Annotated in this window: 25 protein-coding genes; 10 read left to right on the top strand and 15 right to left on the bottom strand. The window is 69.2% G+C overall.

The features are described 5' to 3' along the window. Positions 1–32 precede the first annotated feature (32 nt). Positions 33–1,694, top strand: a complete 1,662-nt coding sequence (locus VF106_RS34175) for a DNA repair helicase XPB (protein WP_330844057.1) — start codon at positions 33–35, stop codon at positions 1,692–1,694. On the opposite strand, the gene VF106_RS34170 is transcribed toward VF106_RS34175, so the two are convergent. From VF106_RS34170 to VF106_RS34130, 9 genes are all read right to left on the bottom strand, one after another. Beyond that, positions 1,695–2,084 (bottom strand): PIN domain-containing protein, encoded by a 390-nt coding sequence (locus VF106_RS34170; protein ID WP_330844056.1) that lies wholly within the window; start codon positions 2,082–2,084, stop codon positions 1,695–1,697. It abuts the gene before it with no gap. Next, positions 2,081–2,353, bottom strand: coding sequence for a hypothetical protein (locus tag VF106_RS34165; protein WP_330844055.1), 273 nt, complete (start codon positions 2,351–2,353; stop codon positions 2,081–2,083). The genes VF106_RS34170 and VF106_RS34165 overlap by 4 nt, the downstream gene beginning before the upstream one ends. A gap of 43 nt (positions 2,354–2,396) precedes the next feature. After that, complete coding sequence (locus VF106_RS34160; protein WP_330844054.1) at positions 2,397–2,834, bottom strand: PPOX class F420-dependent oxidoreductase; 438 nt, start codon at positions 2,832–2,834, stop codon at positions 2,397–2,399. 13 nt (positions 2,835–2,847) lie between these two features. Continuing rightward, positions 2,848–3,657 (bottom strand): serine hydrolase domain-containing protein, encoded by an 810-nt coding sequence (locus tag VF106_RS34155; protein ID WP_330844053.1) that lies wholly within the window; start codon positions 3,655–3,657, stop codon positions 2,848–2,850. 22 nt (positions 3,658–3,679) lie between these two features. Then, positions 3,680–4,813: a CapA family protein gene (locus VF106_RS34150; RefSeq protein WP_330844052.1), complete on the bottom strand. Its 1,134-nt coding sequence runs from the start codon at positions 4,811–4,813 to the stop codon at positions 3,680–3,682. 723 nt (positions 4,814–5,536) lie between these two features. Next, a complete protein-coding gene (locus VF106_RS34145) occupies positions 5,537–6,256 on the bottom strand; it encodes an SRPBCC family protein (RefSeq protein ID WP_330844051.1) in 720 nt (239 codons plus the stop codon). A gap of 59 nt (positions 6,257–6,315) precedes the next feature. Beyond that, positions 6,316–7,170, bottom strand: coding sequence for an FAD binding domain-containing protein (locus VF106_RS34140; RefSeq protein ID WP_330844050.1), 855 nt, complete (start codon positions 7,168–7,170; stop codon positions 6,316–6,318). Further along, positions 7,167–9,611, bottom strand: coding sequence for a xanthine dehydrogenase family protein molybdopterin-binding subunit (locus tag VF106_RS34135; RefSeq protein ID WP_330844049.1), 2,445 nt, complete (start codon positions 9,609–9,611; stop codon positions 7,167–7,169). The genes VF106_RS34140 and VF106_RS34135 overlap by 4 nt, the downstream gene beginning before the upstream one ends. After that, the gene (locus VF106_RS34130) at positions 9,608–10,132 is read right to left on the bottom strand and encodes a (2Fe-2S)-binding protein (RefSeq protein ID WP_330844048.1); all 525 of its coding nucleotides are present in this window, start codon (positions 10,130–10,132) and stop codon (positions 9,608–9,610) included. The genes VF106_RS34135 and VF106_RS34130 overlap by 4 nt, the downstream gene beginning before the upstream one ends. Positions 10,133–10,300: 168 nt before the next feature. Between VF106_RS34130 and rarD the strand changes: the two genes are divergently transcribed. Continuing rightward, positions 10,301–11,233, top strand: a complete 933-nt coding sequence (gene rarD / locus VF106_RS34125; protein ID WP_330844047.1) for an EamA family transporter RarD — start codon at positions 10,301–10,303, stop codon at positions 11,231–11,233. 178 nt (positions 11,234–11,411) lie between these two features. Here the strand turns inward: rarD and VF106_RS34120 are convergent, their stop codons facing one another. From VF106_RS34120 to VF106_RS34105, 4 genes are all read right to left on the bottom strand, one after another. Next, positions 11,412–11,834, bottom strand: coding sequence for a RidA family protein (locus tag VF106_RS34120; RefSeq protein ID WP_330844046.1), 423 nt, complete (start codon positions 11,832–11,834; stop codon positions 11,412–11,414). Positions 11,835–11,848: 14 nt separating this feature from the next. Next, positions 11,849–12,967 carry an XdhC family protein gene (locus VF106_RS34115; RefSeq protein ID WP_330844045.1) on the bottom strand — a complete coding sequence of 373 codons (1,119 nt, stop codon included), beginning with the start codon at positions 12,965–12,967 and terminating at the stop codon, positions 11,849–11,851. Beyond that, complete coding sequence (locus tag VF106_RS34110; RefSeq protein WP_330844044.1) at positions 12,960–14,057, bottom strand: vWA domain-containing protein; 1,098 nt, start codon at positions 14,055–14,057, stop codon at positions 12,960–12,962. The genes VF106_RS34115 and VF106_RS34110 overlap by 8 nt, the downstream gene beginning before the upstream one ends. Before the next feature lie 598 nt (positions 14,058–14,655). Next, positions 14,656–15,531, bottom strand: a complete 876-nt coding sequence (locus tag VF106_RS34105) for an AAA family ATPase (RefSeq protein WP_330844072.1) — start codon at positions 15,529–15,531, stop codon at positions 14,656–14,658. Between the two features lie 63 nt (positions 15,532–15,594). Between VF106_RS34105 and VF106_RS34100 the strand changes: the two genes are divergently transcribed. From VF106_RS34100 to VF106_RS34065, 8 genes are all read left to right on the top strand, one after another. After that, positions 15,595–15,789 (top strand): PspC domain-containing protein, encoded by a 195-nt coding sequence (locus tag VF106_RS34100; protein ID WP_330844043.1) that lies wholly within the window; start codon positions 15,595–15,597, stop codon positions 15,787–15,789. 9 nt (positions 15,790–15,798) lie between these two features. After that, positions 15,799–16,113: a hypothetical protein gene (locus tag VF106_RS34095; protein WP_330844042.1), complete on the top strand. Its 315-nt coding sequence runs from the start codon at positions 15,799–15,801 to the stop codon at positions 16,111–16,113. Positions 16,114–16,270: 157 nt separating this feature from the next. Further along, entirely contained in the window at positions 16,271–16,873 is a 603-nt protein-coding gene (locus VF106_RS34090) for an RNA polymerase sigma factor (RefSeq protein ID WP_330844041.1), read from the top strand. Next, positions 16,870–17,337: a carboxypeptidase regulatory-like domain-containing protein gene (locus VF106_RS34085; RefSeq protein ID WP_330844040.1), complete on the top strand. Its 468-nt coding sequence runs from the start codon at positions 16,870–16,872 to the stop codon at positions 17,335–17,337. The genes VF106_RS34090 and VF106_RS34085 overlap by 4 nt, the downstream gene beginning before the upstream one ends. 75 nt (positions 17,338–17,412) lie before the next feature. Continuing rightward, entirely contained in the window at positions 17,413–17,646 is a 234-nt protein-coding gene (locus tag VF106_RS34080) for a hypothetical protein (protein ID WP_330844039.1), read from the top strand. Between the two features lie 138 nt (positions 17,647–17,784). Then, on the top strand, positions 17,785–20,472 hold the full coding sequence (locus VF106_RS34075) for a CHAT domain-containing protein (protein ID WP_330844038.1): 2,688 nt from the start codon (positions 17,785–17,787) through the stop codon (positions 20,470–20,472). Between the two features lie 35 nt (positions 20,473–20,507). Then, positions 20,508–21,791 carry a DUF445 domain-containing protein gene (locus VF106_RS34070; protein ID WP_330844037.1) on the top strand — a complete coding sequence of 428 codons (1,284 nt, stop codon included), beginning with the start codon at positions 20,508–20,510 and terminating at the stop codon, positions 21,789–21,791. Between the two features lies 1 nt (position 21,792). Then, a complete protein-coding gene (locus VF106_RS34065) occupies positions 21,793–22,485 on the top strand; it encodes a DUF4393 domain-containing protein (protein ID WP_330844036.1) in 693 nt (230 codons plus the stop codon). A 245-nt stretch (positions 22,486–22,730) separates the two neighbouring features. Here VF106_RS34065 and groL read toward each other — a convergent pair whose 3' ends face one another. Together groL and VF106_RS34055 are read right to left on the bottom strand one after the other, a co-directional pair. After that, entirely contained in the window at positions 22,731–24,356 is a 1,626-nt protein-coding gene (groL, locus tag VF106_RS34060; protein WP_330844035.1) for a chaperonin GroEL, read from the bottom strand. A 177-nt stretch (positions 24,357–24,533) separates the two neighbouring features. Beyond that, positions 24,534–25,781, bottom strand: a complete 1,248-nt coding sequence (locus VF106_RS34055) for a serine/threonine protein kinase (protein ID WP_330844034.1) — start codon at positions 25,779–25,781, stop codon at positions 24,534–24,536. Between the last annotated feature and the right edge of the window lie 63 nt (positions 25,782–25,844).

Genomic DNA, 25,844 nt, shown 5'->3' with positions numbered 1-25,844 from the left:
GCGATGCCAAAGCCGAGGGGATACCGCGAGAAGTGACCGACGGCCCACTGATCGTCCAGTCAGACAAGACACTGCTGCTCGAGGTCGACCATCCGCGTGCCGACGACGCGCGGATCGCGATCGCGCCGTTCGCCGAGCTGGAACGGGCGCCGGAGCACGTCCACACCTACCGTGTGACGCCGCTCGCGCTGTGGAACGCACGCGCCGCCGGCCACGACGCCGAACAGGTGGTGGACGCGCTCACCGTGTACTCCCGGTACCCGGTACCGCAGCCGCTGCTCATCGACGTCGTCGACACGATGGGCCGGTTCGGCCGGCTACAGCTGGCCAACCATCCCGCGCACGGCCTCGTGATGACAACGACCGACCGCGCCGTGCTCGAAGAAGTGTTGCGACACAAGAAGATCGCGCCGATGCTCGGTGCCCGTATCGACGACGACACGGTGGTCGTGCACCCGTCCGAGCGCGGGCGGCTCAAGCAGATACTGCTGAAGGTCGGGTGGCCGGCCGAGGACCTCGCCGGCTACGTCGACGGCGAGCACCACGAGATCGAGCTGCACGAGGACGGGTGGCAGCTGCGCGACTACCAGCAAAGGGCGGCGGAGGCGTTCTGGGCCGGCGGTTCCGGCGTGGTCGTGCTGCCCTGTGGCGCCGGCAAGACGCTGGTCGGCGCGGCGGCCATGGCCCACGCGAAGGCCACCACGCTGATCCTGGTGACGAACACCGTGGCCGGCCGCCAGTGGAAGCGTGAGCTGGTCGCCAGGACGTCGCTGACCGAGGACGAGATCGGCGAGTACTCGGGCGAGCGCAAGGAGATCCGCCCGGTGACGATCGCGACGTACCAGGTCATGACCCGCAGGACCAAGGGTGAGTACCGTCACCTGGACCTGTTCGACTCCCGGGACTGGGGCCTGGTCGTCTACGACGAGGTGCACCTGCTGCCGGCGCCGGTCTTCCGCATGACGGCGGACCTGCAGTCCCGCCGTCGCCTTGGGTTGACGGCCACCCTGGTCCGCGAGGACGGCAGGGAGGGCGACGTGTTCTCGCTGATCGGCCCCAAGCGGTACGACGTGCCGTGGCGCGACATCGAGGCGCAGGGCTGGATCGCCCCGGCCGAGTGCGTCGAGGTCCGCGTGACACTGACGGACGCGGAACGCCTGTCGTACGCGACGGCCGAGCCGGAGGAACGGTACAAGCTGTGCTCCACAGTGGACACCAAGATGCCGGTGGTGAAGAAGATCCTGGCGAAGCACCCTGGCGAGCCGACCCTGGTCATCGGCGCCTACCTGGACCAACTGGAGATGCTGGGCGCCGAGCTGGACGCCCCGGTGATCCAGGGCTCGACCCGCAACGCCGAACGGGAGCGCCTGTTCGACCAGTTCCGACGCGGTGAGCTGCGAACACTGGTGGTGTCGAAGGTGGCGAACTTCTCCATCGACCTGCCGGAGGCGTCGGTGGCCGTCCAGGTGTCGGGCACGTTCGGCTCCCGCCAGGAGGAGGCCCAGCGGCTCGGCAGACTGTTGCGCCCCAAGGAGGACGGCCGCCAGGCCCACTTCTACTCGGTCGTCTCCCGCGACACCCTGGACACCGACTACGCCGCCCACCGACAGCGCTTCCTGGCCGAGCAGGGCTACGCGTACACAATCCAGGACGCGGACGACTTCCTCGGCCCGGAACTCCCTTCGGTGAGCTAGCTAGACCTCGACCAACCCGAGGTGAAACCGCGCCGCGTCGCCGAGCACCTGCAGATCCTTGGGATCACTTGTCACGACGGTCGCGGTGAGTTTCACCGCGGTGGCAACGACGATGGCGTCAACGGCATCCGCGGTGCGGCTCAACCCGAGTAACACGCCGGCACGCTTGGCGACGTCCTCGTCGGTCGGCAGGATCTCGCAGCCCTTGAGCACTCTGGCGAGCACGGCCTGCCCACCACCTCCCCGCCAGGCCTGGGTGAGCACCGGCGCGGGCACGAGCACATGCCGCCCCGCGAGCAGTGCTGTCTTGTGCATGACCAGAAACTTCCGGTCGTTCCGTTCAGCGGCCAACAACGCCCCGGCGTCGTAGACCAGCGGAATCGCGCTCACGCGACCTCGTCGCTCCTCCCCTTGTTCTTCTGGGTGGCCGCGTCCGCATCCGCCAGCTGCGACTCCGCCCAGGCAACCTCCGCATCCGTGAAGGCGCCGTTCTCCCCTTCCCACTCCCCCATGGCCTCCAGACCCTCCTGCACGCGCACTTCGTGCTCGGCGGTCTGGGCGAGCCAGGTGGAGAAGGGTAAGCCGGCCTTCTTCGCGAGAGCACTCGCCTTGGAGTGCGTCTCCTCCGGGATGGTGATGGTCACCTTCTTCGTCGCCACACCACCACCATACCACGGTATGGCACTACCCTGACCTGCGTTTTCAGTCCGCGATCTCGGCCAGGGCGACCACCTTCGTGATGCGGGCACGGATCAGTAGCTCGCCGGGGACGGCGTTGCGCTTGCCGAATGCCTCGGCTGTTTCGGCGCCCATGTAGCGGGCGCCGAGGCGGGTGGCCCACTCGAGCATGTCGTCGAGGTCCTCGGAGACCGTGGCCTCGGCCTGGAACTGCACGAACGAGAACGGCGGGTCCTCGACGTCGACGACCATGGACAGGCGTGGGTCCCGCCGGACGGCGTATCCCTTGACCGTGTCCGCGCCGGTGGTGAACACCAGGAAGTCACCGTCGTCGGTGGCGTCGACCAGGAACCAGATCGGCGCGACGTGCGGCGACCCGTCCTTGCGCACCGTGGCCAGCTTGCCGGTTCGCGTGCCGTGCATGACGAAAGCGAGCCACTCGTCTCGCTCCATGTGGTGCATGGAGCCCATTGTGTTACAGGTCGGCGAGCACCGTGTCGGTGAAGTCCGACCACGTGTCGATGGCCCACTGGCCGAAGTCCCGATCGGACAGTGCCACGCAGGCCACACCGGCATCCGGGTCCACCCACAGGAACGTGCCCGACTGTCCGAAATGACCGAACGTCCTCGGCGAACTGCCCTTCCCTGTCCAATGTGGACTCTTGTGGTCGCGGATCTCGAAGCCCAGGCCCCAGTCGTTGTTCTTCTGGTAGCCGAAGCCCGGCAGCACACCGGCGAGCCCGGGGAACGCCACCGAAGTCGCTTCATCCACAGTGGATTGTGAGACGAGCGTGGGACGCTGCAGTTCCGCGGCGAAGTGCACAAGGTCGGCACAGGTGGACACGCCGCCGGCCCCCGCGGTGCCCGCGAGTCGCGACGACTCCATGCCAAGCGGCGCCAGCACGGCCTCGGTCAGGTACTCCGCGAACGGGATGCCCGACGCCTCGTGGACGGTGTCCGCCAGGACCTCGAACCCGGCGTTCGAGTACAGGCGGCGGGTGCCGGGCTGGGCCACGACCTTGTGCTCGTCGAACGCGAGACCCGAGACGTGTGCGATCAGGTGCCGGACCGTCGAGCCCTCCGGGCCGGCCGGCTGGTCCCACTCGACGGCACCCTCCTCGACCGCGACCAGCGTCGCGTAGGCCGTGAGCAGCTTGGTCACCGACGCCAGCCGGAACTCCCGCGCCTGCGGCCCCGCCTCGCCGAGCACCTCGCCGGAAGCGCGGACCACGGCCACCGCCGCGTTGTCCACCGGCCAGCCGGACACCGCACGCACACTGTCCATGCCTACGAAGCTACCGACGGCCTCACGGCCGGGTGAGACCGGGCGGATCGAGCGACATGACCACACCGTCGGTGCGGTCGAGTGCCTCCTGCTTGCGACCGGCGTCGACCGTGGTGTCGGTCGTGAGGTCCTTGAGCCGGATCGGCGGGCCGAGGTCGACGAGCGTCGGGATGTACTCGGCCTTGTCCACCCGCCAGCCGGCGTCGGTCTTGGTGAACCGGAAGCGGCCGATCAGGCCCTCCTCGGTGGTGCCGCGCGGGTTCTCGTGCTTGGCGACCGAGTTGCCGAGGCCGTAGGCGACCCACTTCTCCCCGAACTTCTCGTACGGCTGCACGACGTGCGCGTGATGCCCGATGATGAGGTCCACGGCCGGGTCGGCGAGGATCTGCTCGGCGATGGCGCGCTGGTCGTCGGTGGGTTCGTGCTGGTCCTCGATGCCCCAGTGCAGGCTCGCGATCACCACCTCGGCGCCGGCAGCCCGCGCTGCCTCGGCGGCCTCGATCACCGCCTCGGCGGACAGCTCGTTGCCCATCCACGACTCCGGTTCCTCGGTGCCCTGGTTGTAGTCGAAGGTGAACGAGACCTGGCCGACCTTGACGCCGTTGACCTCCCGGACCAGCGGTGTGCCGGCTTCCTCCTCCGTGCGTGCGGACCCGGTGTGCCCGATCTTCGCGGCGTCGAGCGCGTCGAGCGTGATGCGCGCGCCCTCGGCACCCTGGTCGAAGGTGTGGTTGGAGGCGGTCGAGCAGGTGTCGTACCCGGTCTCGGCAAGGGCGGTGGCCACCTCGGGCGGCGCGGAGAAGGTCGGATACCCCTGGAAGGGCCCGTCGGTCGTGGCGAGCGGCACCTCGAGATGGCAGATGGCGAGGTCGGCACCCTCGATGACCGGCTTGATCCCGGCGAACAGCGGCCCGAAGTCCCGGGCGCCGCCGCCGTCCTCCTCGGCCTGCTCGGTGAGCGCTGGGTGGATGAGCACGTCCCCGGTCGCCACGACGGTGAACGAGTTGGCAGGCTGGTCAGCGGCGGTGGATCGCGGGGTGACGGTGGCGGGATGGAACGGCGCGACGGGCTCCCCGGCGCGCCCCCCGGTCTCGGCGCAGCCGGAAACGAGAAGACCCACACAAAAAAGACTTACCAACCGGCGCACTCGCGCCATCCTGCACGCCTCACATCCGGGACTCAACCCTCGTGCCGCACCGACTGATCCATGGTGACCCATCGACGGCCCGGCGAGCGTGTGTGGCTTGCGCCGAGCCTTCCTCACCGCGGGCGTTATGAAGGACGCCTTTCTCACATGGCCGCCTGCTGAACGCCTCGCGATGGGCGGCGCACGCACTGTTCGACGCAACACCACTCCGAGGTGATGCCCGACGCAAAGCGCCTACCCGCAGAAACACAACTTTGACGGAGCCCCCACCCGATCCCGCAGGGCTCCGTCAAAAGTCTTGTTTCTCCGGGCGGCGAGCTAGGTTGCACCGCCCGGTGGTGGCTGATGTCTCGAGGGTGCCCTTGAGGACGCTGAACGTCCCGCGGGTGCCCTTCAGGACATCCGGGAACCTGCCTTGAGTGAAGAAGCCTTCCTCACGCTGGGCGTGAGGAAGGACGACTTTCTCGCCCGCCTGCCTGAGCCGCGACCTCGCATCCGCAGGCACCCGACAGGCCCCGCATAGCGCTCCTGACCAGGCCAAACACACCACCGGACAACACCCGACAAGTCATCGCCAGCTCGAGAAACAAACTTTCGAGCCCAGCTCAGTACATAACCCAACCCCCACCCGATCCCGGGGGCGTCCCGCCGTGCCAGTCTACCGGTAGGGGGTGACGGTCGGGTGGATGTCGATCTTGGTTGTGGATAACTCGGTGGGCTGTGGACAACTCCTCAGCGGTGGCGGCGGCGCAGTGTGATGAACGCCAGGACCGCCGCTACCAGGGCCAGTAGTGGGGCCGCTCGTTTGAGTACCGACGGGCCCGCGTAGGAGAGCAGGTCGATCGGCTCGGTTTCGGGTTCCCCCGCCACTGTCAGCTTCGGCTTGCTCGGTGGTGGGGCGTGGGCGGCGGCCGCTTCGCCGGCTTCCTTGCCCGTCTCCGCCGCCTCCGAGCGTTCCTTCTCCACCACCGACAGCTTGGGGACCTCCGCGGCCTGGGCCGGGGTCGTCTCCGGGGCCAGTTTCGAGGCCAGGCAGGTCGCGAAGGTGTCGAGGATCTTGCCGCCCACCTCGGCGATCAGGCCGCGGCCGAACTGGGCCGGCTTGCCCGTGATCGACAGGTCCGTCTCCACCTCGCCGTTGGTCGCGGCGCCGTCCGCGGTCAGTTTCACCGTGACGGTCGCCGACGCGGTGCCGTTGCCGCGCGCGTCCTTGCCCGAGGCCTTCATCACGACCGTCCGTGACGACTCGTCCTTCGTCAGGAACTCGCCGGAACCCTTGTACAGCAAGGAGATCGGGCCCAGCTTCACCTTGACCGAGCCCTTGAACGTGTCGCCTTCCACCTCGGTGAGTGTCGCGCCCGGCATGCATGGCGCGACGCGCTCGGGGTCGAGCACGGCCTGCCAGACGGTGTCCAGGTCGGCCGGCACGGTGAACGAGTGCTCCAGCTTCACGGTTCCTCCAGAAGACGGGGGCGGCGCCTCCGGTAGAGAGGCGCCGCCCATGACCACTACTAGACGCCGGCCGCCGTGGCAACGGCCCTCGACGTGAGTACCTGCGCGAGGTGTTGGCGGTAGGCCACGTCCGCGTTGCCGTCCGCCGGCGGGGACGTGCCTTCCGCCGCGTGTGCGGCGGCCGCGCGGATCGTCTCCGCCGACGCCGGTTGGCCCACCAGCGCCTGCTCGACCGCCGTGGCACGCACCGGGGTGGATGCCATGTTGGTCAGGCCCACCCTGGCCTCGGCGATCGTGCCGCCGTCGACGCGCACGGTCGCCGCCACCGCGACGATCGACCAGGCCTGCGCCACGCGGTTGAACTTCTCGTAGTGCGCGCTCCACCCCGTCGTCTTCGGGATCCGCACCTCGACCAGGATCTCGCCCTGCCGCAGCGCGGTGGTGAAGAAATCGGTGAAGAACTCGGCCGCCGGCACGGTTCGGTTGCCGTCCATGCCACGCACCACCATCTCGGCGTCGAGCGCGAGCGCCGGCGCCAGCAGGTCGCCTGCCGGGTCGGCGTGTGCGAGCGAGCCGCCGAACGTGCCGCGATGCCGGACCTGCGGGTCGGCCACCGTGTCCGTGGCCAGGGCCAGCAGTCCCGCGTGCTCACGCACGAGCTGGTCGCGCTGCACGTCGTAGTGCGTGGTCATCGCGCCGATGACCAGCGCGTCGCCGTCCTCGCGGACGCCACGCAGCGCCGCGATCTTGCCGAGGTCGACGACCATCGTCGGTGCCGCGAGCCGCATCCGCAGCACCGGCAGCAGGCTCTGCCCGCCGGCGATCACCTTCGCGTCCTCGCCCGCCTCGGACAGCACGCGGACCGCCTCGTCCACAGAGGACGGTGCGACGTAGTCGAATGCCGAGGGAATCACTGGGCACCTCCCGAAGGATCGATCGAGCCGAGACCGCCGCCGGCCTCGTCGCCGAGGCCACCGGCGTCGGTCTGGCCCGTCTGGATGGCCTGCCACACCCGCATCGGCGTGCACGGCATCTGGATGTCGGACACGCCGAGGTGCCGCACCGCGTCCACGATCGCGTTCACCACGGCCGGGGTCGACGCGATCGTGCCGGCCTCACCGACTCCCTTGACGCCCAACACGTTCGACGTCGCCGGTGTCTCCGTGCGGTCGGTCGTGAACGAGGGCAGGTCGGCCGCCGACGGCACGAGGTAGTCGGCGAGTGTGCCGGTGGTGAGCGTGCCGGACTCGTCGTGCACGGCCTCCTCGAACAGCGCCTGCGCGATGCCCTGCGCGAGCCCGCCGTGCACCTGGCCCTCGACGATCAGCGGGTTCACCACCTTGCCGATGTCGTCGACGCAGACGTACGACCGCAGGCGAACCTGGCCCGTCTCGGTGTCCACTTCGGCCGCACACAGGTGGGTGCCGTGCGGGAACGAGAAGTTCTCCGGGTCGTACGTGGCCTCGGAGTCCAGGTTCGGCTCCACGCCGTCCGGCAGGTCGTGCGCGGCGAACACGGCCAGTGCGACGTCCTGAATGGACACACCCGCGGCCTCAGCGCCCGTCCCGCGCACCCGGAACGTGCCGCTCGTGAACTCGACGTCGTCCTCGGACGCCTCCATCATGTGCGCGGCGATCTTGGCGGCCTTGGCCTTCACCTTGTCCGTCGCGGCGATCACGGCCATGGCGCCGACGGTCAGCGACCGCGAGCCGTAGGTGTCCATGCCCTTGTGCGAGGACTGGGTGTCGCCGTGGAGCACCTCGATGTCCTCGAACGGCACGCCGAGCTGGTCGGCCACGATCTGGCTCCACGCCGTCTCGTGCCCCTGGCCATGCGCTGAGGAACCCGTGACGACCTCGACCTTTCCGGTCGGCAGCATGCGGATGGCCGCGTGCTCCCAGCCACCCGCGCCGTAGGACAGCGAGCCGAGCACGCGGGACGGCGCGAGGCCGCACATCTCGGTGAACGTCGAGATGCCGATGCCGAGCTGCACGGTGTCACCGCGTTCGCGGCGCTCGCGTTGCTCGGCGCGCAACCCGTCGTAGCCGAACAGGTCCATCGCCTTGGCCGTGGCGGCCTCGTAGTTGCCGGAGTCGTAGGTCAGCCCGCACACCGTGGTGAACGGGAACTCCTCGTGCTTGATCCAGTTCTTCTCGCGGACCACCATCGGGTCCATGCCGACCTCGACGGCCAGCTCGTCCATGAGCCGCTCGATGGCGTACGTGGCCTCCGGGCGGCCTGCGCCGCGGTAGGCGTCGGTCGGCACCTTGTTGGTGAACACGTTGGTGCACACGAACCGGTACGCCGGGAACTTGTAGATGGCGTTGAACATGAACGCGCCGAGGATCGGCACGCCGGGCGTGACGAGCCGCAGGTAGGCGCCCATGTCGGCGAGCAGCTCGACCTTGAGGCCGGTGACCGTGCCGTCGCGGCGCGCGGACAGCGTCAGCTTCTGGATCTGGTCGCGGCCGTGGTGTCCGGACTGCAGGCTCTCGCTGCGGGTCTCGGTGTACTTCACGGGCTTGCCGAGCCGCCGCGCCACCAGGAAGGTCAGGAACTCCTCGGGGGTGACCTGCAGCTTGCCGCCGAACCCGCCGCCGACGTCCGGCGCGATCACGCGGATCTTGTGCTCCGGCACGCCAAGCTGCGCGGCGAGCAGGAACCGCAGGATGTGCGGGATCTGCGTGGCCGACCACATGGTGAGCTGCTCACCGGTGGGGTCGACCATGATCGCGCGCGGCTCCATGAACGCCGGGATCAGCCGCTGCTGGCGGTAGGTGCGCTCGATGACCACCTCGGCCTCGGAGATGGCCTGCTCGACGTCGCTACCGGTGCCGGCCTCGCCGGAGTCGAAGATCCACGTCGCGCTCTTGTTCGTGCCGAGGTCGGCGTGCACCAGGTCGGCGCCCTCGACCAGTGCGGCTTCCATGTCGAGCACGACGGGCAGGTCGTCGTAATCGACGTCGATGCCCTCCAGCGCGTCGGCGGCCTCGTAGGCGGTGCGGGCGACCACGACGGCCACGACCTCACCGGCGAAGTTCACCGTGTCGACGGCGATGGACGGCGCGTCGGGGGCCTTCATGTCCTCGGTGATCGGCCACGCGCACGGCAGGCTGCCCTGCTCACCGGCCAGGTCGGCGCCGGTGAACACGGCGAGCACGCCGGGCATCTCGCGGGCGGCCGAGGTGTCGATGTTCGTGATCCTGGCGTGCGCCATGGGGCTGCGCAGGACCGCCATGTGCTGCAGACCCGGCAGCGTGAGGTTGTCGGTCCAGCGGGTGCGCCCGGTGATCAGGCGCGCGTCTTCCTTCCGGAGGCGGGCCTTGCCCACCTCGGGTTCGATGGTCGAGGTCACTGTCCGCCTCCAGCCTTGGCCGGTGCCCCCGCGACCTGTTCGGCCTCGGGTCCGGCGCCGCCCTTCATGCGTGCGGCCGCGTCGCGCACGGCGCGGACGATGTTCTGGTAGCCGGTGCAGCGGCAGAGGTTGCCCTCGAGACCGTGCCGCACGGCGTCCTCGTCCGGGTCCGGGTTGTCGGCGAGGAGGTCGATCGACTGCATGATCATGCCGGGCGTGCAGAAGCCGCACTGGAGGGCGTGGTTGTCGTGGAAGGCCTGCTGCACCGGGTGCAGCTGGCCGCCGCGGGCGAGGCCCTCGATGGTGGTGACCTCGCACCCGTCGGCCTGTACGGCGAGCACCGAACAGGCCTTCACGCTGTGCCCGTCGAGATGGACGGTGCAGGCGCCGCAGTTGCTCGTGTCGCAGCCCACGACCGTGCCGACCTTGCCTAGCCGTTCCCGCAGGTAATGCACGAGCAGCTGGCGAGGTTCAACGTCGTCGGTGAACTTCGTTCCGTCAACGGTCACGGTGATGCGCATGGGGCCTCCTGCCGGAGTTCGGGAAACGCGTGAGCGGACTCACAGGCTTCGAGCTAACTCCCGCTGTCGCCCTGGGACAACCCCCGCCACCCAAGAAGTGGATCGTGTTACGGAGAGATCAGGTTTAATCGTTCGAAGGAGATCGTTCGCAACGCGTAGGATCTGGTCGTGACAGCCACGTCCCTCGCAGGTCAGCAGGTGGATCCGTATCCCGAGTACCGGCGAGGGGTGGTGTTCGGCGCCACGGCGTACGGCCTGTGGGGACTCTTCCCGCTCTACTGGACGATGCTGGCCGCGGCCGGTGCGGTGGAGACCCTCGCGCACCGGATGATCTGGTCGTTCGTGCTGATCACGGCGATCGTGGTGTGGACACGGCGAGGCACGCCGCTGCGTGCCGTGCTGCGCGACCGCCGGCAGGTTCTGCTGCTCACGGCGGCGACCGCGCTCATCGCGGCGAACTGGCTCGGCTACATCTGGGGCGTTACCCACGGCCGAGTGGTGGAGACCGCTCTCGGTTACTTCACGGGACCGCTGGTGTCCGTGCTGATCGGCGTGCTGGTGCTGGGTGAACACTTACGCAAGGCACAGTGGACGGCGGTCGCCCTCGGCACGGCGGCGATCGTGGTGCTGATCGTCGGGTACGGCGAGGTGCCGTGGATCGCGCTGGTGCTGGCGTTCAGCTTCTCGACGTACGGCCTGGTGAAGAAGATGGCCGGTGTCCCGGCGATCGAGTCGATGGCAGTCGAGTCGGGATTGGCGCTGCTGCCGGCACTCGTCTACGTCCTGTTCCTGGAGGCCGCCGGTGCTGGCACCTTCCTGTCGCTTGGCATCGGCCACGCTCTGTTGCTGATTGGCGGCGGCCTGGTGTCGGTGGGGCCGCTGCTGGCCTTCGGCGCGGCCGCCGTGCGGATCCCGCTGGCGATGATCGGACTGCTGCAGTACCTGGCGCCGGTCCTGCAGTTCGCCTTCGGCGTGCTGGTCTTCCACGAGCACATGCCACTGGAACGCTGGCTGGGCTTCGCGATCGTGTGGCTGGCCCTGATGGTCCTGACCATCGACGGCACTAGGGCAATACGAGCACCAGCCGCAACGCCTCGTTGACGCGCATCGGCACGGTCACCCGGGCAGCAGTCGATCAACACGGTCCGCGTAACGGCGGCGACGGGCCGCCCTCTCCTCAGCGTCATGAACCTCGGCGTATTCAGCCGCCACCTGCTGATAGCCACGCTCGAGTGCCTGATCGCGCTCCGCACCTTCGGGCAGGTCGGTACCACTCGGCCTACGAACGATCTCCACCTCGCCCGGCGATCGCGGCGACGCCGTCGATCTCTACCTGTACGCCCTCGCGGACCAGCTGCGTGACGACCGTGGTCCTGGCCGGCAGGACCGGGCAGTCCGCGAAGAACTCGCGGTAGACGCGGTTGAACGTCGGGAAGTTCGCCCGGTCGCTCAGGTAGCAGGTGCACTTGACGATCAGGTCCTTGCGGCTGCCCGCGGCCAGGAAGACCTCGACGAGGTTGTCCAGCACCTGACGCGCCTGTGCGGCGAAGTCGGCCGGCATCTCGTTGGTCGCCGGGTCGAGCGGGCCCTGTCCGGACGTGAGGACCAGGTCGCCGACCTTGATCGCCTGCGACAGCGGGGGTTCGGTGCCGTCCGAGAAGCTGACGAACGGGGCCTTGTCGGTGTGGACGCGTTCGATCACTTGATCATTCTGGACTACGGCTCGCGGTGGATGCGGCCGCTCGCCTCCGTCAGGCGGGTGCCCTCGCCACCCCAGCGCAGGGAGATGATCTCCGCGGCGATGGACACCGCGGTCTCCTCGGGGGTGCGGGCGCCCAGGTCGAGGCCGATCGGGGACGCCAGTCGGGCCAGTTCGGCCTCCGTCATGCCCGCCTCGCGCAGCCTTGCCATGCGGTCGTCGTGTGTGCGGCGGGAGCCCATCGCGCCGATGTAGCCCGCCTCGCAGCGCAGTGCGACCTCCAGCACCGGGACGTCGAACTTCGGGTCGTGCGTCAGCACCGCGATGACCGTGCGGCTGTCGATGCGGCCCGCTTCCACCTCGGCGGCCAGGTACCGGTGCGGCCAGTTGACGATCACGTCGTCGGCGTCGGGGAAGCGGCTCTTCGTGGCGAAGATCGGGCGGGCGTCACACACCGTCACGCGGTAGCCGAGGAACGAGCCGAGCCTGGCCATGGCCGTCGCGAAGTCGATGGCGCCGAAGACCAGGAGCCGGGGCGGCGGCTCGAACGAATTGACGAACACCGACATGCCCTCGCCGCGGCGCTGGCCGTCCACGCCGTAGTGCAGGGTGCCGGTCCGGCCGGTCGCGAGCATGCCGCGGGCGTCGTCCGCGATCGCCGCCTCCGCGCGAGCCGAACCGAGGCCACCGGCGGTCTTCGTCGGCCACACGACCAGGTGTCGCCCGATCCGGGCAGGGTCCGGGTGGGCGACGACGGTCGCGAGCGCCACCGGCTCCTCGGACTGGATCGACTTCGCGAGCTCGGCGAACTCCGGGAAGTCCTCGGCCGCGAACGACTCCACGTAGATGTCGATGATCCCGCCGCAGGTCAGGCCCACCGCGAACGCGTCGTCGTCGCTCACGCCGTACCGCTCCAGCACCGGGGCGCCGTCGCCGAGGACCTGCTGGGCCACCTCGTACACCGCGCCCTCGACGCAGCCGCCGGACACGCTGCCCGACACCGTCCCGTCCTCGGCCACCAGCATCGCGGCGCCCGGTGCCCTCGGCGCGGACGAGAACGTCGCGACGACCGTGCCCAGCGCCACCTTCTCCCCGGCCGAGTAACGGCGTACCAACTCGTCAAGCACGTCACGCACGGCGTACCTCCGTCAGCAACTCCTCGAGCGTGGCCAGGCTGTGGCCGGCCACCAGGCGGTCAACGTGCGGCAGGGCGGCCGCGATCCCGGACTGTATGGGCGTGTATCCGTCGCGGCCGGCGTGCGGGTTCACCCACAACACGCGGTGCGCGAGCCGCCGCAGCCGCGCCAGCTGCTCGCCGAGCAGTGTCGCGTCGCCGCGTTCCCAACCGTCGGAGAAGAGCACGACGGTCGCCCGCCGCGCGAGCCCTCGCTGCCCCCAGCGATCGAGGAACACCCGAACTGTCTCCCCCAGTCGGGTGCCGCCGGCGAAATCGGGCACTGCCCGCGACGCCGCCGTGAGCGCCTCCTCCGGGTCGCGCCTGCGCAGCTGCCGGGACAGCCTGGTCAGCCGCGTACCGATGGTGAACACCTCCGTGGACGCCGGCGCCGCCCGGACGACCGCGTGCGCGAACCGCAGCAACGCGTCTGCGTACGGGGTCATCGACCCGGAGATGTCGATCAGCAGCACGACGCGGCGCGGCCGGTCGACCCGGTCCCGGTAGGCCAGCCGCACGGGTTCGCCGCCCGCGGCACGCATGGTGCGCAGGATGCGGGCGGGGTCGAGGCGGCCGGTTCGGTGCGGACGCAGGCGCATCGTCCGACGCAGCGGGGGCGCCAGGTGCAGGGTGGCCATCAGCTCGCGGAGGTGCTCGCGCTCGGCAGCACTGAGTTGCGAGATGTCCCTGTGCCGCAACACTTCCGTGTCGCTGGCGGCGACCTTCAGCTCGGTGGACTCTGGACTGTCGGCGCCTTCGCCGGCTGCCGTGAGCGTGGCCATGGTGACCGTGACCTTCGGTTGCTCGGTCGCGGTCCGGCGCCGTGCCGGTGGGGTGCCGCCGAACCAGGCGGTGAACGCCTCGTCGTAACGCGGCAGGTCGTCCGGCTCGGCACACAGGGTCAACCGGCCGGCCCAGTACAGCTGACTGGGATCGGTGATGTCGAGCTCGCCGACCGCACCGAGGTATGCCTGGACCCGCTGCGTGTCGCACGGCAACCCGGCCGTCCGCAACGCGGCGGCGAAGCCGACCAACCCTGGTAACGGGTCCACCTAGTCATTGTGTACCCACGTGGCGGCCGCGGTCTCGGGCGGCGGTGCTGGCGTAGGACACGGCGGCGCGAGCGCGGCCGGCCACGTGGGTCTGCCTGGCGCCGGCCGGATGTCGGCCGGATGTCGGCCGGCGCCAGGGTGGCCCCTCGCCGCGACCTTGGCCAGGTAGCGGGCCGGGCGCGAGGAGCCGGTGATGGGCACAGGGGCGGCCGTCCACATCAGACAATGGGAACGGAAGGGACGGCCGCCACGGTCGCCCGCGTCTGGCATGAGCACCGCGACAGGCTCACACCGCGCTGGGCAACCGCCCGGATCAGGGCAACACGAACAACCGCTCGCTCCCCCTGAGCTCGGTTCTCATGTCGCCCTCCTCCGGTTTCTTGGCGCGCCGCAACAACTATCGCCCACCCAACCAAAAACCGCACCCGAATATCCGCGTTCCCCCGAGTGAACGCGCGAGTCGCGCTTCTGGCCCCCGCGAGTCTCGCGTTGGGCCCCTGCGAGTTACGTTTTCGGGAACACCGGGGCGTACACGAAAACGCAACTCGGGGGTGCCGAACGCGCGACTCGCCGGGGCCGAACGCGAGACTCGCGAGGGTTAGGCCAGGAGTTTGTCCAGGCCGGCTGTTACCACGCGTTGGGTGTCTTCTCGGTACTTCAGTACCGCGCCAAGGGTGGCCGCCGCGGCTGTGGCGTCCAGTTCGGTGCGTCCCAGGGCGGTGAGGGCCTGGGCCCAGTCCAGAGACTCCGCGACGCCCGGGGGCTTCAGCAGTTCCAGGGCACGCAGCCGACGCACGGCAGTCGCGACCTGCGTGGCCAGCCGCTCGGACAGGTCCGGGAGGCGGCTGCGCAGGATCGCGACCTCGCGGGTCAGCGTCGGGTGCTCCAGCCAGTGGTACAGACAGCGGCGCTTCAGCGCGTCGTGCACCTCGCGGGTGCGGTTGGACGTCAGGACCACGAGCGGCGGCTCGGCGGCACGCACCTCCCCCAGCTCCGGCACGGTCACCGCGTTCTCGCCGAGGATCTCCAGCAGGAACGCCTCGAACTCGTCGTCCGCGCGGTCCACTTCGTCCACCAGCAGCACGCACGGCGACTCCTCCAGCGCCCGCAGCAGCGGCCGGGCCAGCAGGAACCGTCGGCTGTACAGCGACTTCTCCGCCATGTCCGAGTCGAGCGAACCGTCCGACGCGGCCTCCAGCGCCCGCAGATGCAACAGCTGACGCGGGAAGTCCCAGTCGTACAGCGCCTGCGTGAAGTCGATGCCCTCGTGGCACTGCAGCTTGATCAGCGGCACACGCAGCGCCGCGGCCAGTGCCACGGCGAGCGACGTCTTGCCCGTGCCAGGCTCGCCCTCGCAGAACAGCGGCCGGCCGAGCCGGTGCGCGAGGAACGCCGCCGTGGCGATGCCGGCGTCCGGCAGGTAGCCGACCGACTCGAGCGCGACGGACAGCTCCTCAGGGGAAGTCACCACGATCCGAGGGTAGACGCCAGGGTCGTCCCCGATGTCAGCCGCGACGGCCGGACGCACAGTGGACCCATGAACACAGACACCATCAAGCTCCGCCGCAGCCGTACCGACCGGATGGTCGCGGGCGTGTGCGGCGGCATCGCCAACATGTTCAACATCGACGCCGCGCTCGTGCGCATCCTGTTGGTCGCGGCCACCCTGCTGGGCTTCGGCACCGGCGCCGTGCTCTACGTGATCGCCTGGCTGATCGTGCCGGAGGCATAATCGGCGAGCGTGGAAGACCGGCAGACCTTCTCGCGGGCCAGCACCGCACGCGCACTCGTCCTGCTCGCGTCGGCGCTGGCGGTCGGCGGCTCGGCGCTGCTCTGCCTGATGAGCGTCGTGTTCGCCGAGCGGATCGTGCTCGCCACCGCCGTCTTCGCCGCGTTCGCGCTGGTCGGGGCGGTCGTCGGCACCCTGCTCACCATTCGCGCCAAGTCGGTTGGCAAGGTGGTCGGGCTGGGTTGCGGGACCCTGCTCGTTACGCTTGTGCTCGGTTTGGCGATCATGCTCATACTGATCTCGGACACGGGTGGAAACCCAACGTAAACCAACGTAAACCACCCGTTTGGCCGGTATCTGAGCCACGAACCGGCGCTCTTGACTGTAAGACCCCACACGCGGGGTGATGACGCGAACACGACGGAATTGGCACGATGAACGCCGTGCCAGCAGCAGGACGACCCTCGAAGCGGGGTGGGAAGCGGTGACCGATCTGCAGACCGCAAGTGTGGTCAAACCCTGGGCGGAGCTCGAGGGGCGGGACCGACACGCGGCGTGCATGCTCGCCGCGCGAGACGGAGACAAGGAGGCGTTCGACGCGTTGGTCGCCGACCTGTCCCCACTTGTATGGCACGTCGCTCGAAGCGGTGGTCTCGACCGGACCACCGCCGAGGACGTGGTTCAGACGGTATGGCTGGCGCTCCTGCGCCACCTCCACCGGCTGACCGAGCCGCGGGCGCTCGCCGGCTGGCTGATCACGACCACGCGTCGTGAGGCCAACCGGGTGCAACACCGCACGGGAGGGTTCGTCGAGCTCTCGCAGGAGATGGCGGAGCAGACACCCACCTCCGATCCGTCCCCGGAGCACGAGGTGCTCCGCACCGAACGGGACCGCGCGCTGTGGTCCGCGTTCCACCAGCTATCGCAGCGGTGCCAGGAGTTGCTGCGGCTCACCGTGCTCGCGGGGCGTGCTGAATACCGCGCGGTGGCCGAGGCCCTGCACATGCCGCACGGAAGTATCGGACCGACACGAGGGCGCTGCCTCAACAACCTGCGCTCGCTGTACGACGGGGACAGTGGATCATGAGAACGAACCAGGCTGACGACGAGCTGATGGCCGAGGTAGCGCGGCTGGTGAACGAGCTCGACCCACCGCCGCCAGGGCTGGTCGAGCGGGCGCAGTTCGCCGTGGCGCTGGAGGACATCGACCACGAGGTCGAGCTCCTCGAGGTGGCTCAGTGGGCGGACTCCCGAACGCTCGCTGGGGTGCGCGGTGGACTGCCGGGCACCATCACGTTCTTCGTCGGGGACCTGACCGTGATGGTCAATGTCACCCGAACCGGTGAACGCCAACGCATCGACGGGTGGCTGGTGCCCGCCGGCGCACATGGCGTCGAGGTTCGAGTCGCCGACCACGGCTCGACGATCACGACCGCTGACGAGGGCGGCCGCTTCGTGCTGACCGAGGTGCCCAGGGGCACTACGCAGCTACTTGTACGGATGAACGCCGATCAGTCACGCACAGTGGTCACACCTACGGTGGATTTGTAGCCTAAATAGCTCCCCCCTCACCCGATTGGCAGATATTCTCCTGTATCTCACGGTGACCACACATCTCTTGTGTGGGTGAGCAACCCGGAGAACCTGTTTGAGGGGAGCAAGCAAATCATGACCGACATCACCGAGGTTCGGCCCGAGGACGACACCAAGCCCTGCAAGGAGTGTGACTCGATCGAGCACACCACTTCGGGCCACTTCGACGGGGGAGCGCCGGCCACCGGTAATGGTCACTTCGACGGCGGCTCGGCACCGCTGAGCACCACCGGTCACTTCGATGGCGGTGCGCCGCCAAAGGGCTGACAGGTCACGGCAAGAGTCACGGTCCACGTTGTGCGGGGGTTGGTAGGGTGTATACGGAAAGCACCTCCAGCCCTCGCGGATCGTGATGAGAATTTTGTGCGCTGTCATTGATTCGTGTCCCGATGTCATGCGGCAGCCGTGATCGTGGGGGGCGCTGAGGCGCCGGGACGCGACTCCGTCCAGGCCACTGTCATGGCGGCCGCCGAGCAACGACGGCGGGCGGTAGCGGCGGCGTCGGCCGGTCGGCCAGCCGAGGCGATCAAGATCCTGCAGCGAGCATTGCAGCTGCTCCCGGTCGCCTCCGACTCGGCCGAGGTCGTCGCCGTCCGCGCCCGAGTCCTTCTTTCACTCGGATGGGTGCAGGCCGAGACGGGCACGCTCGCGGACGGGCTCGTCCATCTCGGCACCGCACGCGATCTCGTCACCGCCCTGCCGGACGGGCCGGACCGGCTGGCACTTCTCGGCTTCGCCGACCAGCAGCACGCGCTCGTGTTGGTCCGCGCCGGCCGTACCCCCGAGGGCATCGAGCTGTTCAGCCGCGCGATTCCGTTGCTGGAGCAGGCACTGGGCAGCACGGCGGGCGATCCCGAGATGCTTGCCAGGGCCTTCCTGAACCGGGGCACGACGTACACCCTGGTCGGTCGACCCGGTCCGGCCGAGACAGATCTGCGCCGCTGCATCGAGCTGTGCACCGCACACGAGCTGCCGATCATCAAGGCCAAGGCCATCAGCACCCTCGGGGACATCGCGCTGCTCGTCGGCGATGTCCCGGACGCGCTGGCGCACTTCTCCGAAGCGGTGCACCTCTTCCGCAGGCTGGCCCCGCATCTGGTCGCCCGCACCCAGATCGACCAGGGACGAGCACTGCTCACCGCCGGGCTCGCCGAGGAGGCGGCCCGACTGCTCGACGAGGCGCTACCGGTGCTCCGTGACCAGCGGATCAGCCAGGACCTCGCCGAGGCCGAGGTCACCAGGGCCGCCGCCGCGCTGCTCGCCGGCGACCGGGCCATGGCCAAGCAGGCCGCGGGATCCGCCCACCGTCGCTTCGTCCGCCGCGGCAGCATGGCGTGGGCCGAGGTCGCCGCACTGACCAAACTGCGCACCGAGGCGGACGCGGCGCTCGCCGGACTGGCGACGACGGCGACGATCAAGAAGGCGGCGGCGCTCGCCGAGCGGCTCGCGAACGCCGGCCTCACCGACGAAGCGGCGATGGCCAGGATGCTCGGAGTGCGTCTGGCGTTGCGCCGCGGTTCCGTCGACGTCGCCGAGAAGCTGCTCAGCCAGGTGCCCGCCCCAGGCAAGATCGCGCCGATCGACCACCGGATGATGCTTCGGCTGTGCCGTGCGGAACTCGCGGTTGCCCGTGGGCAGACCCGCACGGCGTTGACCCAGGCCAAGACCGGGTTCGACGAGCTAGGCGCCGCCCGTGACCGGATGGGCGGGCTCGACCTCGTGTGCGGCACTGCCGTGCACGGCCTCGAGTTGGCCAGGCTCGCGGTCGGCCTCGTGCTGGACGGCGCCAGAACCGACGCCGACGCACGGCGGCTGCTCGCCTGGCAGGAACGCACCCGCGCGCAGGTGTACCGGTACGAGCCGATGCCCGCGATCGACGACCCCGAGCTCGCCAGCCGGGTCGCGGAGCTGCGGACCGTGCTGCGCACGATGCAGCAGGCCCGGGTCGAGCGGCGGCCGATCGAGCATCTCGAGCAGCGCTCCGTCTCGTTGCAGCGCGAGGTGAACCGGCTCGGCTGGCACACCTCCCCGTGGGGGAAGCCGCGGCCGGTGTCGTCACCAGAAGAGGTGATCGAACATCTCGGCGACCGTGCGTTGATCAGCTTCTCGGGTCCGGAAAAGGATCTCGCCGCCGTGGTCGTCGCAGGTGGACGGACCAAGCTGGTTCGCTTGGGAGCCAAGGACGCCGTGCTGGAGACGGCGCGGCAGCTGCACGCCGACCTCGACGCGCTCGCGCCCGACGAGCTGATCGCGCCGCTCGTGACCGCGGTGTCGCAGTCCGCGCGGCGGCGCATCGACAAGCTGGACGACCTGCTGTTCGGTCCCGACGGCATCCCGGCCGACCTGATCAAGGACCGCGAGCTGGTCGTGGTGCCGTTCGGTGAGCTGTACTCCGTGCCGTGGGAGACGCTGCCGTCGCTGCGGGGGCGGGCGGTGTCCGTGGCGCCGTCGGCGACCGCGTGGGTGAGTGCCGACGAGGTGCCGCAGAACGGTGGGCCGGTCGTGCTGGTGCGCGGGCCGGACCTGCCCACGGCGGCGACCGAGCTGGACCAGCTGCGCGAGGTGTACCCGGACGCGATCGTGCTCGACGGGGAGAAGGCAACGGCCGAGGCCGTGCTGTCCGCAATGGACGGTGCGAAGCTCGTCCACATCGCCGCGCACGGCACCCACGAGGCCGCGAACGCGATGTTCTCGCGGCTTGAGCTGTACGACGGCGGACTGCTCGCGCACGAGGTCGCGCGGCTGGCGCATCCGCCGGCGCACATCGTGCTCGCGGCGTGCGAGCTGGCGCTGTCGCACATCCGGCCAGGGGACGAGCCGCTCGGGTTCGCCGGCGCGATGCTCGCGAGCGGTTCGCGGACCGTCGTCGCCGCGGTGAACCGCGTCGGGCACCGGTCGGCGGCGCTGACCATGACCGACTACCACCGCCGCCTCGCCAACAAGCCGGTCGCCGACCTCGCCGCCGATTTAGCGGAGACGATGACCGACTATCACCGAAAGGTCGCCTCGGGCATGAGCCCTGCCCGCGCACTCGCCGAGGCGACCGCCCAGGACCCGCTTCGTCGCCCGTTCATCCTGCTCGGCGCGGGTTGATTGCGTAAAGATCGCCGGCAGCTGACGATGAGACCGTGACCTGGTCCGACCCGCGCTTCCTCACGCACCTGATCTCCGTGCCGCTGTTCACCGGCGTGATCGGCTACGTGACCAACTGGACCGGTGTGATCATGCTGTTCCAGCCGATGCGGTTCCACGGCGTGCGGGTGCCCGGGCTGCGGTTCCTGTACTCGTACCTGCCGCGCCGGGTGCAGGTCGTCCCCGCGATCACACACCACGGCCAGTTCGGTTGGCAGGGCATCATTCCGTCGCGGGTGTCGAAGATGGCGTCGATCTCCGTGGACAAGGCGCTGCTCAAGGTGGGCAGCATCGGCGACTTCTACCGCGAGTTCGAACCGGACAAGATCGCCGACCACATCGCGGCGACGGCACGGGGTGAGCTTCGCGAGGTCGTGGCTCGGATCATGACGCGGGAGCACCCTCGGCTGTGGCAGGACCTGCCGCCCGTGCTCAAGTCGGCCGTGCACGCCAGGGTGGAGCAGCGGCTGCCGGTGATCGTGCGCGGGCTGACCGCACAGCTCGGGGAGCACATCGAGCAGCTGATCGACGCGAAGTTGTTGGTGATCAGGCACTTCGAGGAACACCCCGAGCTGATGAACGACATGCTCCGCGAGGTCGGCCGCAAGGAGCTGCGGTTCATGCAGAACTTCGGCTTCTACTTCGGTTTTCCGGCCGGGGTCGGGCTGGTGTTCCTGCTGGAGGTGTTGCCGCAGTGGTGGGTGCTGCCGCTCGGTGGTGCGGTGATCGGCTGGGTGGCCAACTGGATCGGCATCAAGCTGATCTTCGAGCCGGTGTTCCCTCTCCGGATCGGGCCGTTCACGTTCCAGGGGCTGTTCCTGCGGCGTCAGCCGGAGGTGAGCGACGTCCTCGCGAAGATCATCGCCGAGGACGTGATCACCATGAAGAACATCGGCGACGAGCTGTTGTTCGGCCCACGCTCGGATCGCACGCGGTTCCTGCTGGAGACGTCGCTGCGCCCGGCCGTCGACGACGCGGTGGGCTTCGCGCGGTCGGCGGTGCGGGTGGGTATCGGAACCGACCGGTACGACCGAATCAGGGACGCGGTGGCCCACGAGGCGGTGGAGTTCGCGTCCGCGTTCGGCGACATGGAGTTCGGCCGTCAGCAGGCGGTGAAGATCAACCGGTTCGTGGCGAGGCAGATGCGGCAGCTACGCCCGGACGAGTTCAACGAGCTGTTGCGGTCGGCCATCAAGCAGGACGAATGGCTGCTGTTCGTGCACGGCGGTGTGCTCGGGATCGGCGCCGGGCTGATCCATCTGGCGATCTTCGGGGTGTGAGATGTCTGATTCCCTTGGCCTGCTACGCATCGCGGCGAACGCGGGACTGTCCACAGTGCAGTGGATGGTGAACACCTCCGTGCGGACGGGCACCAGGGTGGCCCGCGGCCTCGCGGCGGGCGAGCCCCCGGCGAAGATCGCCGGCGAGCTTGGCGCGGAACTGCGGGCTGCGGCCCAGTCGGCGCTCGGGGTCGCACCGCCTGCCGAGCCGTCCGGAGCGTCCACGGAGGAACTGCGGGAACGGGGCGCGGAGCTGTTACGCCGGTCGTCGGACGTGCACTTCGTGGCGGACACACACCCGGCGTACGAACGCATCCTGGGCGAACTGACCCCGGACGAGGCACGCATCCTGCGTTTCCTGTACCGCGAAGGTCCACAACCGACAGTGGACGTCCGCACGAACCGTCCACTGGGCATCGGCTCCGAGCTGATCGAGGCCGGGTTGTCGATGATCGGCCGGCAGTCCGGCGTGCGGAACCCGAACCGCACCAACGCCTACCTGAACAACCTGTTCCGACTCGGCCTGGTGTGGTTCTCCCGCGAGGAGGTCGACCCGTCCCGCTACCAGGTGGTGGAAGTCCAACCTGAAGTCCAGGAGGCCATGGCAAAAGCGGGCCGAGCACCCAAAACCATCCGCAGAAGCATCCACCTGACCCCGTTCGGCGAAGACTTCTGCCAAACCTGCCTCCCCTGACCTCGCGTGTCCAACACAAAAGACCCGCGTGTCCAACACAAAAGAACCGCGAGTTCAACAATGAGGCGCGCTCCGGTTGTTGAACTCAGGGGTCCAGTTTGTTGGACACGCGGGTTCTGGGCGTTGGACACGCGAGGGCACCGGCAAGGTGAGAGACCGAACTGGCCGAGCGACCCTCTTGCCAAGCCCCCACATGCAGAACGGCCCCGGGGAGCCCCGAGGCCGTTCTGTACACGACTAGCGGATCAGAAGTCCATGCCGCCGGTCGGGTCGCCGCCGCCTGCCGGCGCAGCGGCCTTCTCCGGCTTGTCCGCGACCACGGCTTCGGTGGTCAGGAACAGCGCGGCGATGGACGCGGCGTTCTGCAGTGCGGAGCGGGTCACCTTGGCGGGGTCGATGACGCCCGCGGCGACCAGGTCCTCGTACTCGCCGGTCGCGGCGTTCAGGCCGTGGCTCTCCGGGAGACCCTTGACCTTCTCCACCACGACGCCGCCCTCGAGGCCGGCGTTGATGGCGATCTGCTTGAGCGGGGACTCGACGGCGACCTTCACGATGTTCGCGCCGGTTGCCTCGTCACCCGTCAGGCGCAGGCCCTCGAAGGCGACCTTGGCTGCCTGCAGCAGGGCGACGCCACCACCGGCGACGATGCCCTCCTCGACGGCGGCCTTGGCGTTGCGCACCGCGTCCTCGATGCGGTGCTTGCGCTCCTTGAGCTCGACCTCGGTCGCGGCACCGGCCTTGATCACCGCAACACCGCCGGCCAGCTTGGCCAGGCGCTCCTGCAGCTTCTCGCGGTCGTAGTCCGAGTCGCTCTTCTCGATCTCCGAGCGGATCTGGTTGACGCGGCCCTGGATCTGCTCCGCGTCACCCGCGCCCTCGACGATCGTGGTCTCGTCCTTGGTCACGACGACCTTGCGGGCACGGCCCAGCAGCGAGATGTCGGCGTTGTCCAGCTTGAGGCCCACGTCCTCGGAGATCACGGTGCCACCGGTGAGGATGGCGATGTCCTGCAGGATCGCCTTGCGGCGGTCGCCGAAGCCAGGGGCCTTGACGGCGACGGACTTGAAGGTGCCGCGGATCTTGTTGACCACCAGGGTCGCCAGGGCCTCGCCCTCGACGTCCTCGGCGATGATCAGCAGCGGCTTCGACGCCTGCATGACCTTCTCCAGCACCGGGAGCAGGTCCTTGACGGCGGAGATCTTCGAGCCGAACAGGAGGATGTACGGGTCCTCGAGGACCGCCTCCTGGCGCTCCGGGTCGGTCACGAAGTAACCGGCCAGGTAGCCCTTGTCGAAGCGCATGCCCTCGGTGAGCTCCAGCTCCATGCCGAGCGCGTTGCTCTCCTCGACGGTGACGACGCCTTCCTTGCCGACCTTGTCCAGCGCCTCGGCGATCAGCTCGCCGATCGTGGTGTCAGCGGCGGAGATGGACGCGGTCGCCGCGATCTGCTCCTTGGTCTCGACCTCACGCGACATCTTGTGCAGCTGCTCGGTGATGGCCTCGACCGCCTGCTCGATGCCGCGCTTCAGCGACAGCGGGTCGGCGCCGGCGGCGACGTTGCGCAGGCCCTCGCGCACGAGCGCCTGAGCGAGCACGGTGGCGGTGGTGGTGCCGTCACCCGCGACGTCGTCGGTCTTCTTGGCAACTTCCTTGACGAGCTCGGCCCCGATCTTCTCCCACGGGTCCTCGAGCTCGATCTCCTTGGCGATCGAGACACCATCGTTGGTGATGGTGGGCGCGCCCCACTTCTTCTCGAGCACGACGTTGCGGCCCCGAGGACCGAGCGTCACCTTGACGGCGTCGGCGAGGATGTTCAGTCCCCGCTCGAGCCCGCGGCGCGCCTCCTCGTCGAACGCGATCAACTTGGCCATTGCGGTGTAAGTCCTCCGTTGTGGTCCTACGTTGCGTGGCCAGGCTCGGTGCCCGCGACGGACGACCGGAGGTACCCGGCCTCACCGTCCCGACCTCAACATTGGCACTCGAACGCAAAGAGTGCCAGCACCGTGTTTAGCACTCTCCCCGCGAGAGTGCAAGAAATGCAGGTCAGATCAGCGACCGGAGGTCTCGGTCTCGTCGCCCGCGTCGTCCCCGACCTTGATCGAGGGCACGGTCCCCTTCGTGGTGGTCGTCGTGGTCTGCTGGTCGGTCGGGTTGTTCGACGAGCCAGGGTCGTCGCCCGACGAGAGCAGGAGGATCACCGCCACGATCAGTCCGATCGCGACGATCCCGACCAGCACCGGTGCGATCCACCGGCTGCCGCCGGACTTGTCCGACGACGTGAACGCCGTGCTCGCGCCGGCCGGCACCGGCGGCCGGAGCCGCACCGGTTCGGCGTTCGACGGCTGCGCCGGGGGGCGCTGGTAGCCGCCGGGTGGGGTGCTCGGCTGCCGCTGGTAGGACGGCACCGATGGCGCGGGTGCCGTGGCACGCGGGCCGACCGGCACCGCGGGCGGGCGGCGCACGGGCTGTGACAGCGCCTGTTTCGCCGCCGCGATCAGCTCGCGGCAGTTGGCGTACCGCTGGTTCTGGGTCTTCGCCATGCCACGGCGCACGACCTCGTCGATGGCCGCCGGCAGGTTCCGCGCGTGCTCGGTGAGCGACGGCGCCTCCCGGTTCAGGTGTCCCTGGATGACCTCGGGCACCGAACCCTGGTACGGCGGCCGCCCGGCCAGACACGCGAAAAGCACACAGGCCAACGAGTACTCGTCGGTCCGCCCGTCCACAGGCTCACCGCGCAGGTGCTCCGGCGCCGCGTAGGTGGGCGAGCCGAGGAAGTCACCGCCGCGCGTGCGGTGCCCGGTGGCGCCGCGGCGGGTCAGCCCGAAGTCCGCGACGTACACGTGCTCCGCGGTCGACTCCCGGCTGGTGACCAGGACGTTCGCCGGCTTGACGTCCAGGTGCACCAGTCCGCGCTCGTGCAGGTTGTCCAGCGCCTCGGCGACCTGCGACAGCAACGCCACCGTCCGCTCCGGCGTGAGCGGCGCGTTCTTGATCAACGAGGCGAGATCGGACCCGTCGACCAGCCGCATGGCGATGTAGAGCAGCCCGTCGACCTCGCCGAAGTCGTACAGGGGCACCACGTTCGCGTGGTCGATGGCCGAGGTGTTGCGTGCCTCGTCGACGAACCGCTCGCGGAACTCGGGGTCCTCGGTGAGATGTTCCGCGATGACCTTGAGGGCGACCTTGCGCCCCAGGCGAATGTCCGTGGCGCGGTACATCACGCTCATGCCGCCCTTACCGAGCACACCGTCTATTCGGTAATGCCCCAGGCGACGCCCGGTGAGGTCCTCCGCCACCACTCATCCATTCGTTCGTCGACGTTGCACAGCCTAACGTCCGGTCACCAACGTCAGCGCGCG

The sequence above is a fragment of the Actinophytocola sp. genome (assembly GCF_036378875.1).
Taxonomy (GTDB): Bacteria; Actinomycetota; Actinomycetes; order Mycobacteriales; family Pseudonocardiaceae; genus Actinophytocola.
This window is presented reverse-complemented; position numbering and strand designations above follow the sequence as displayed.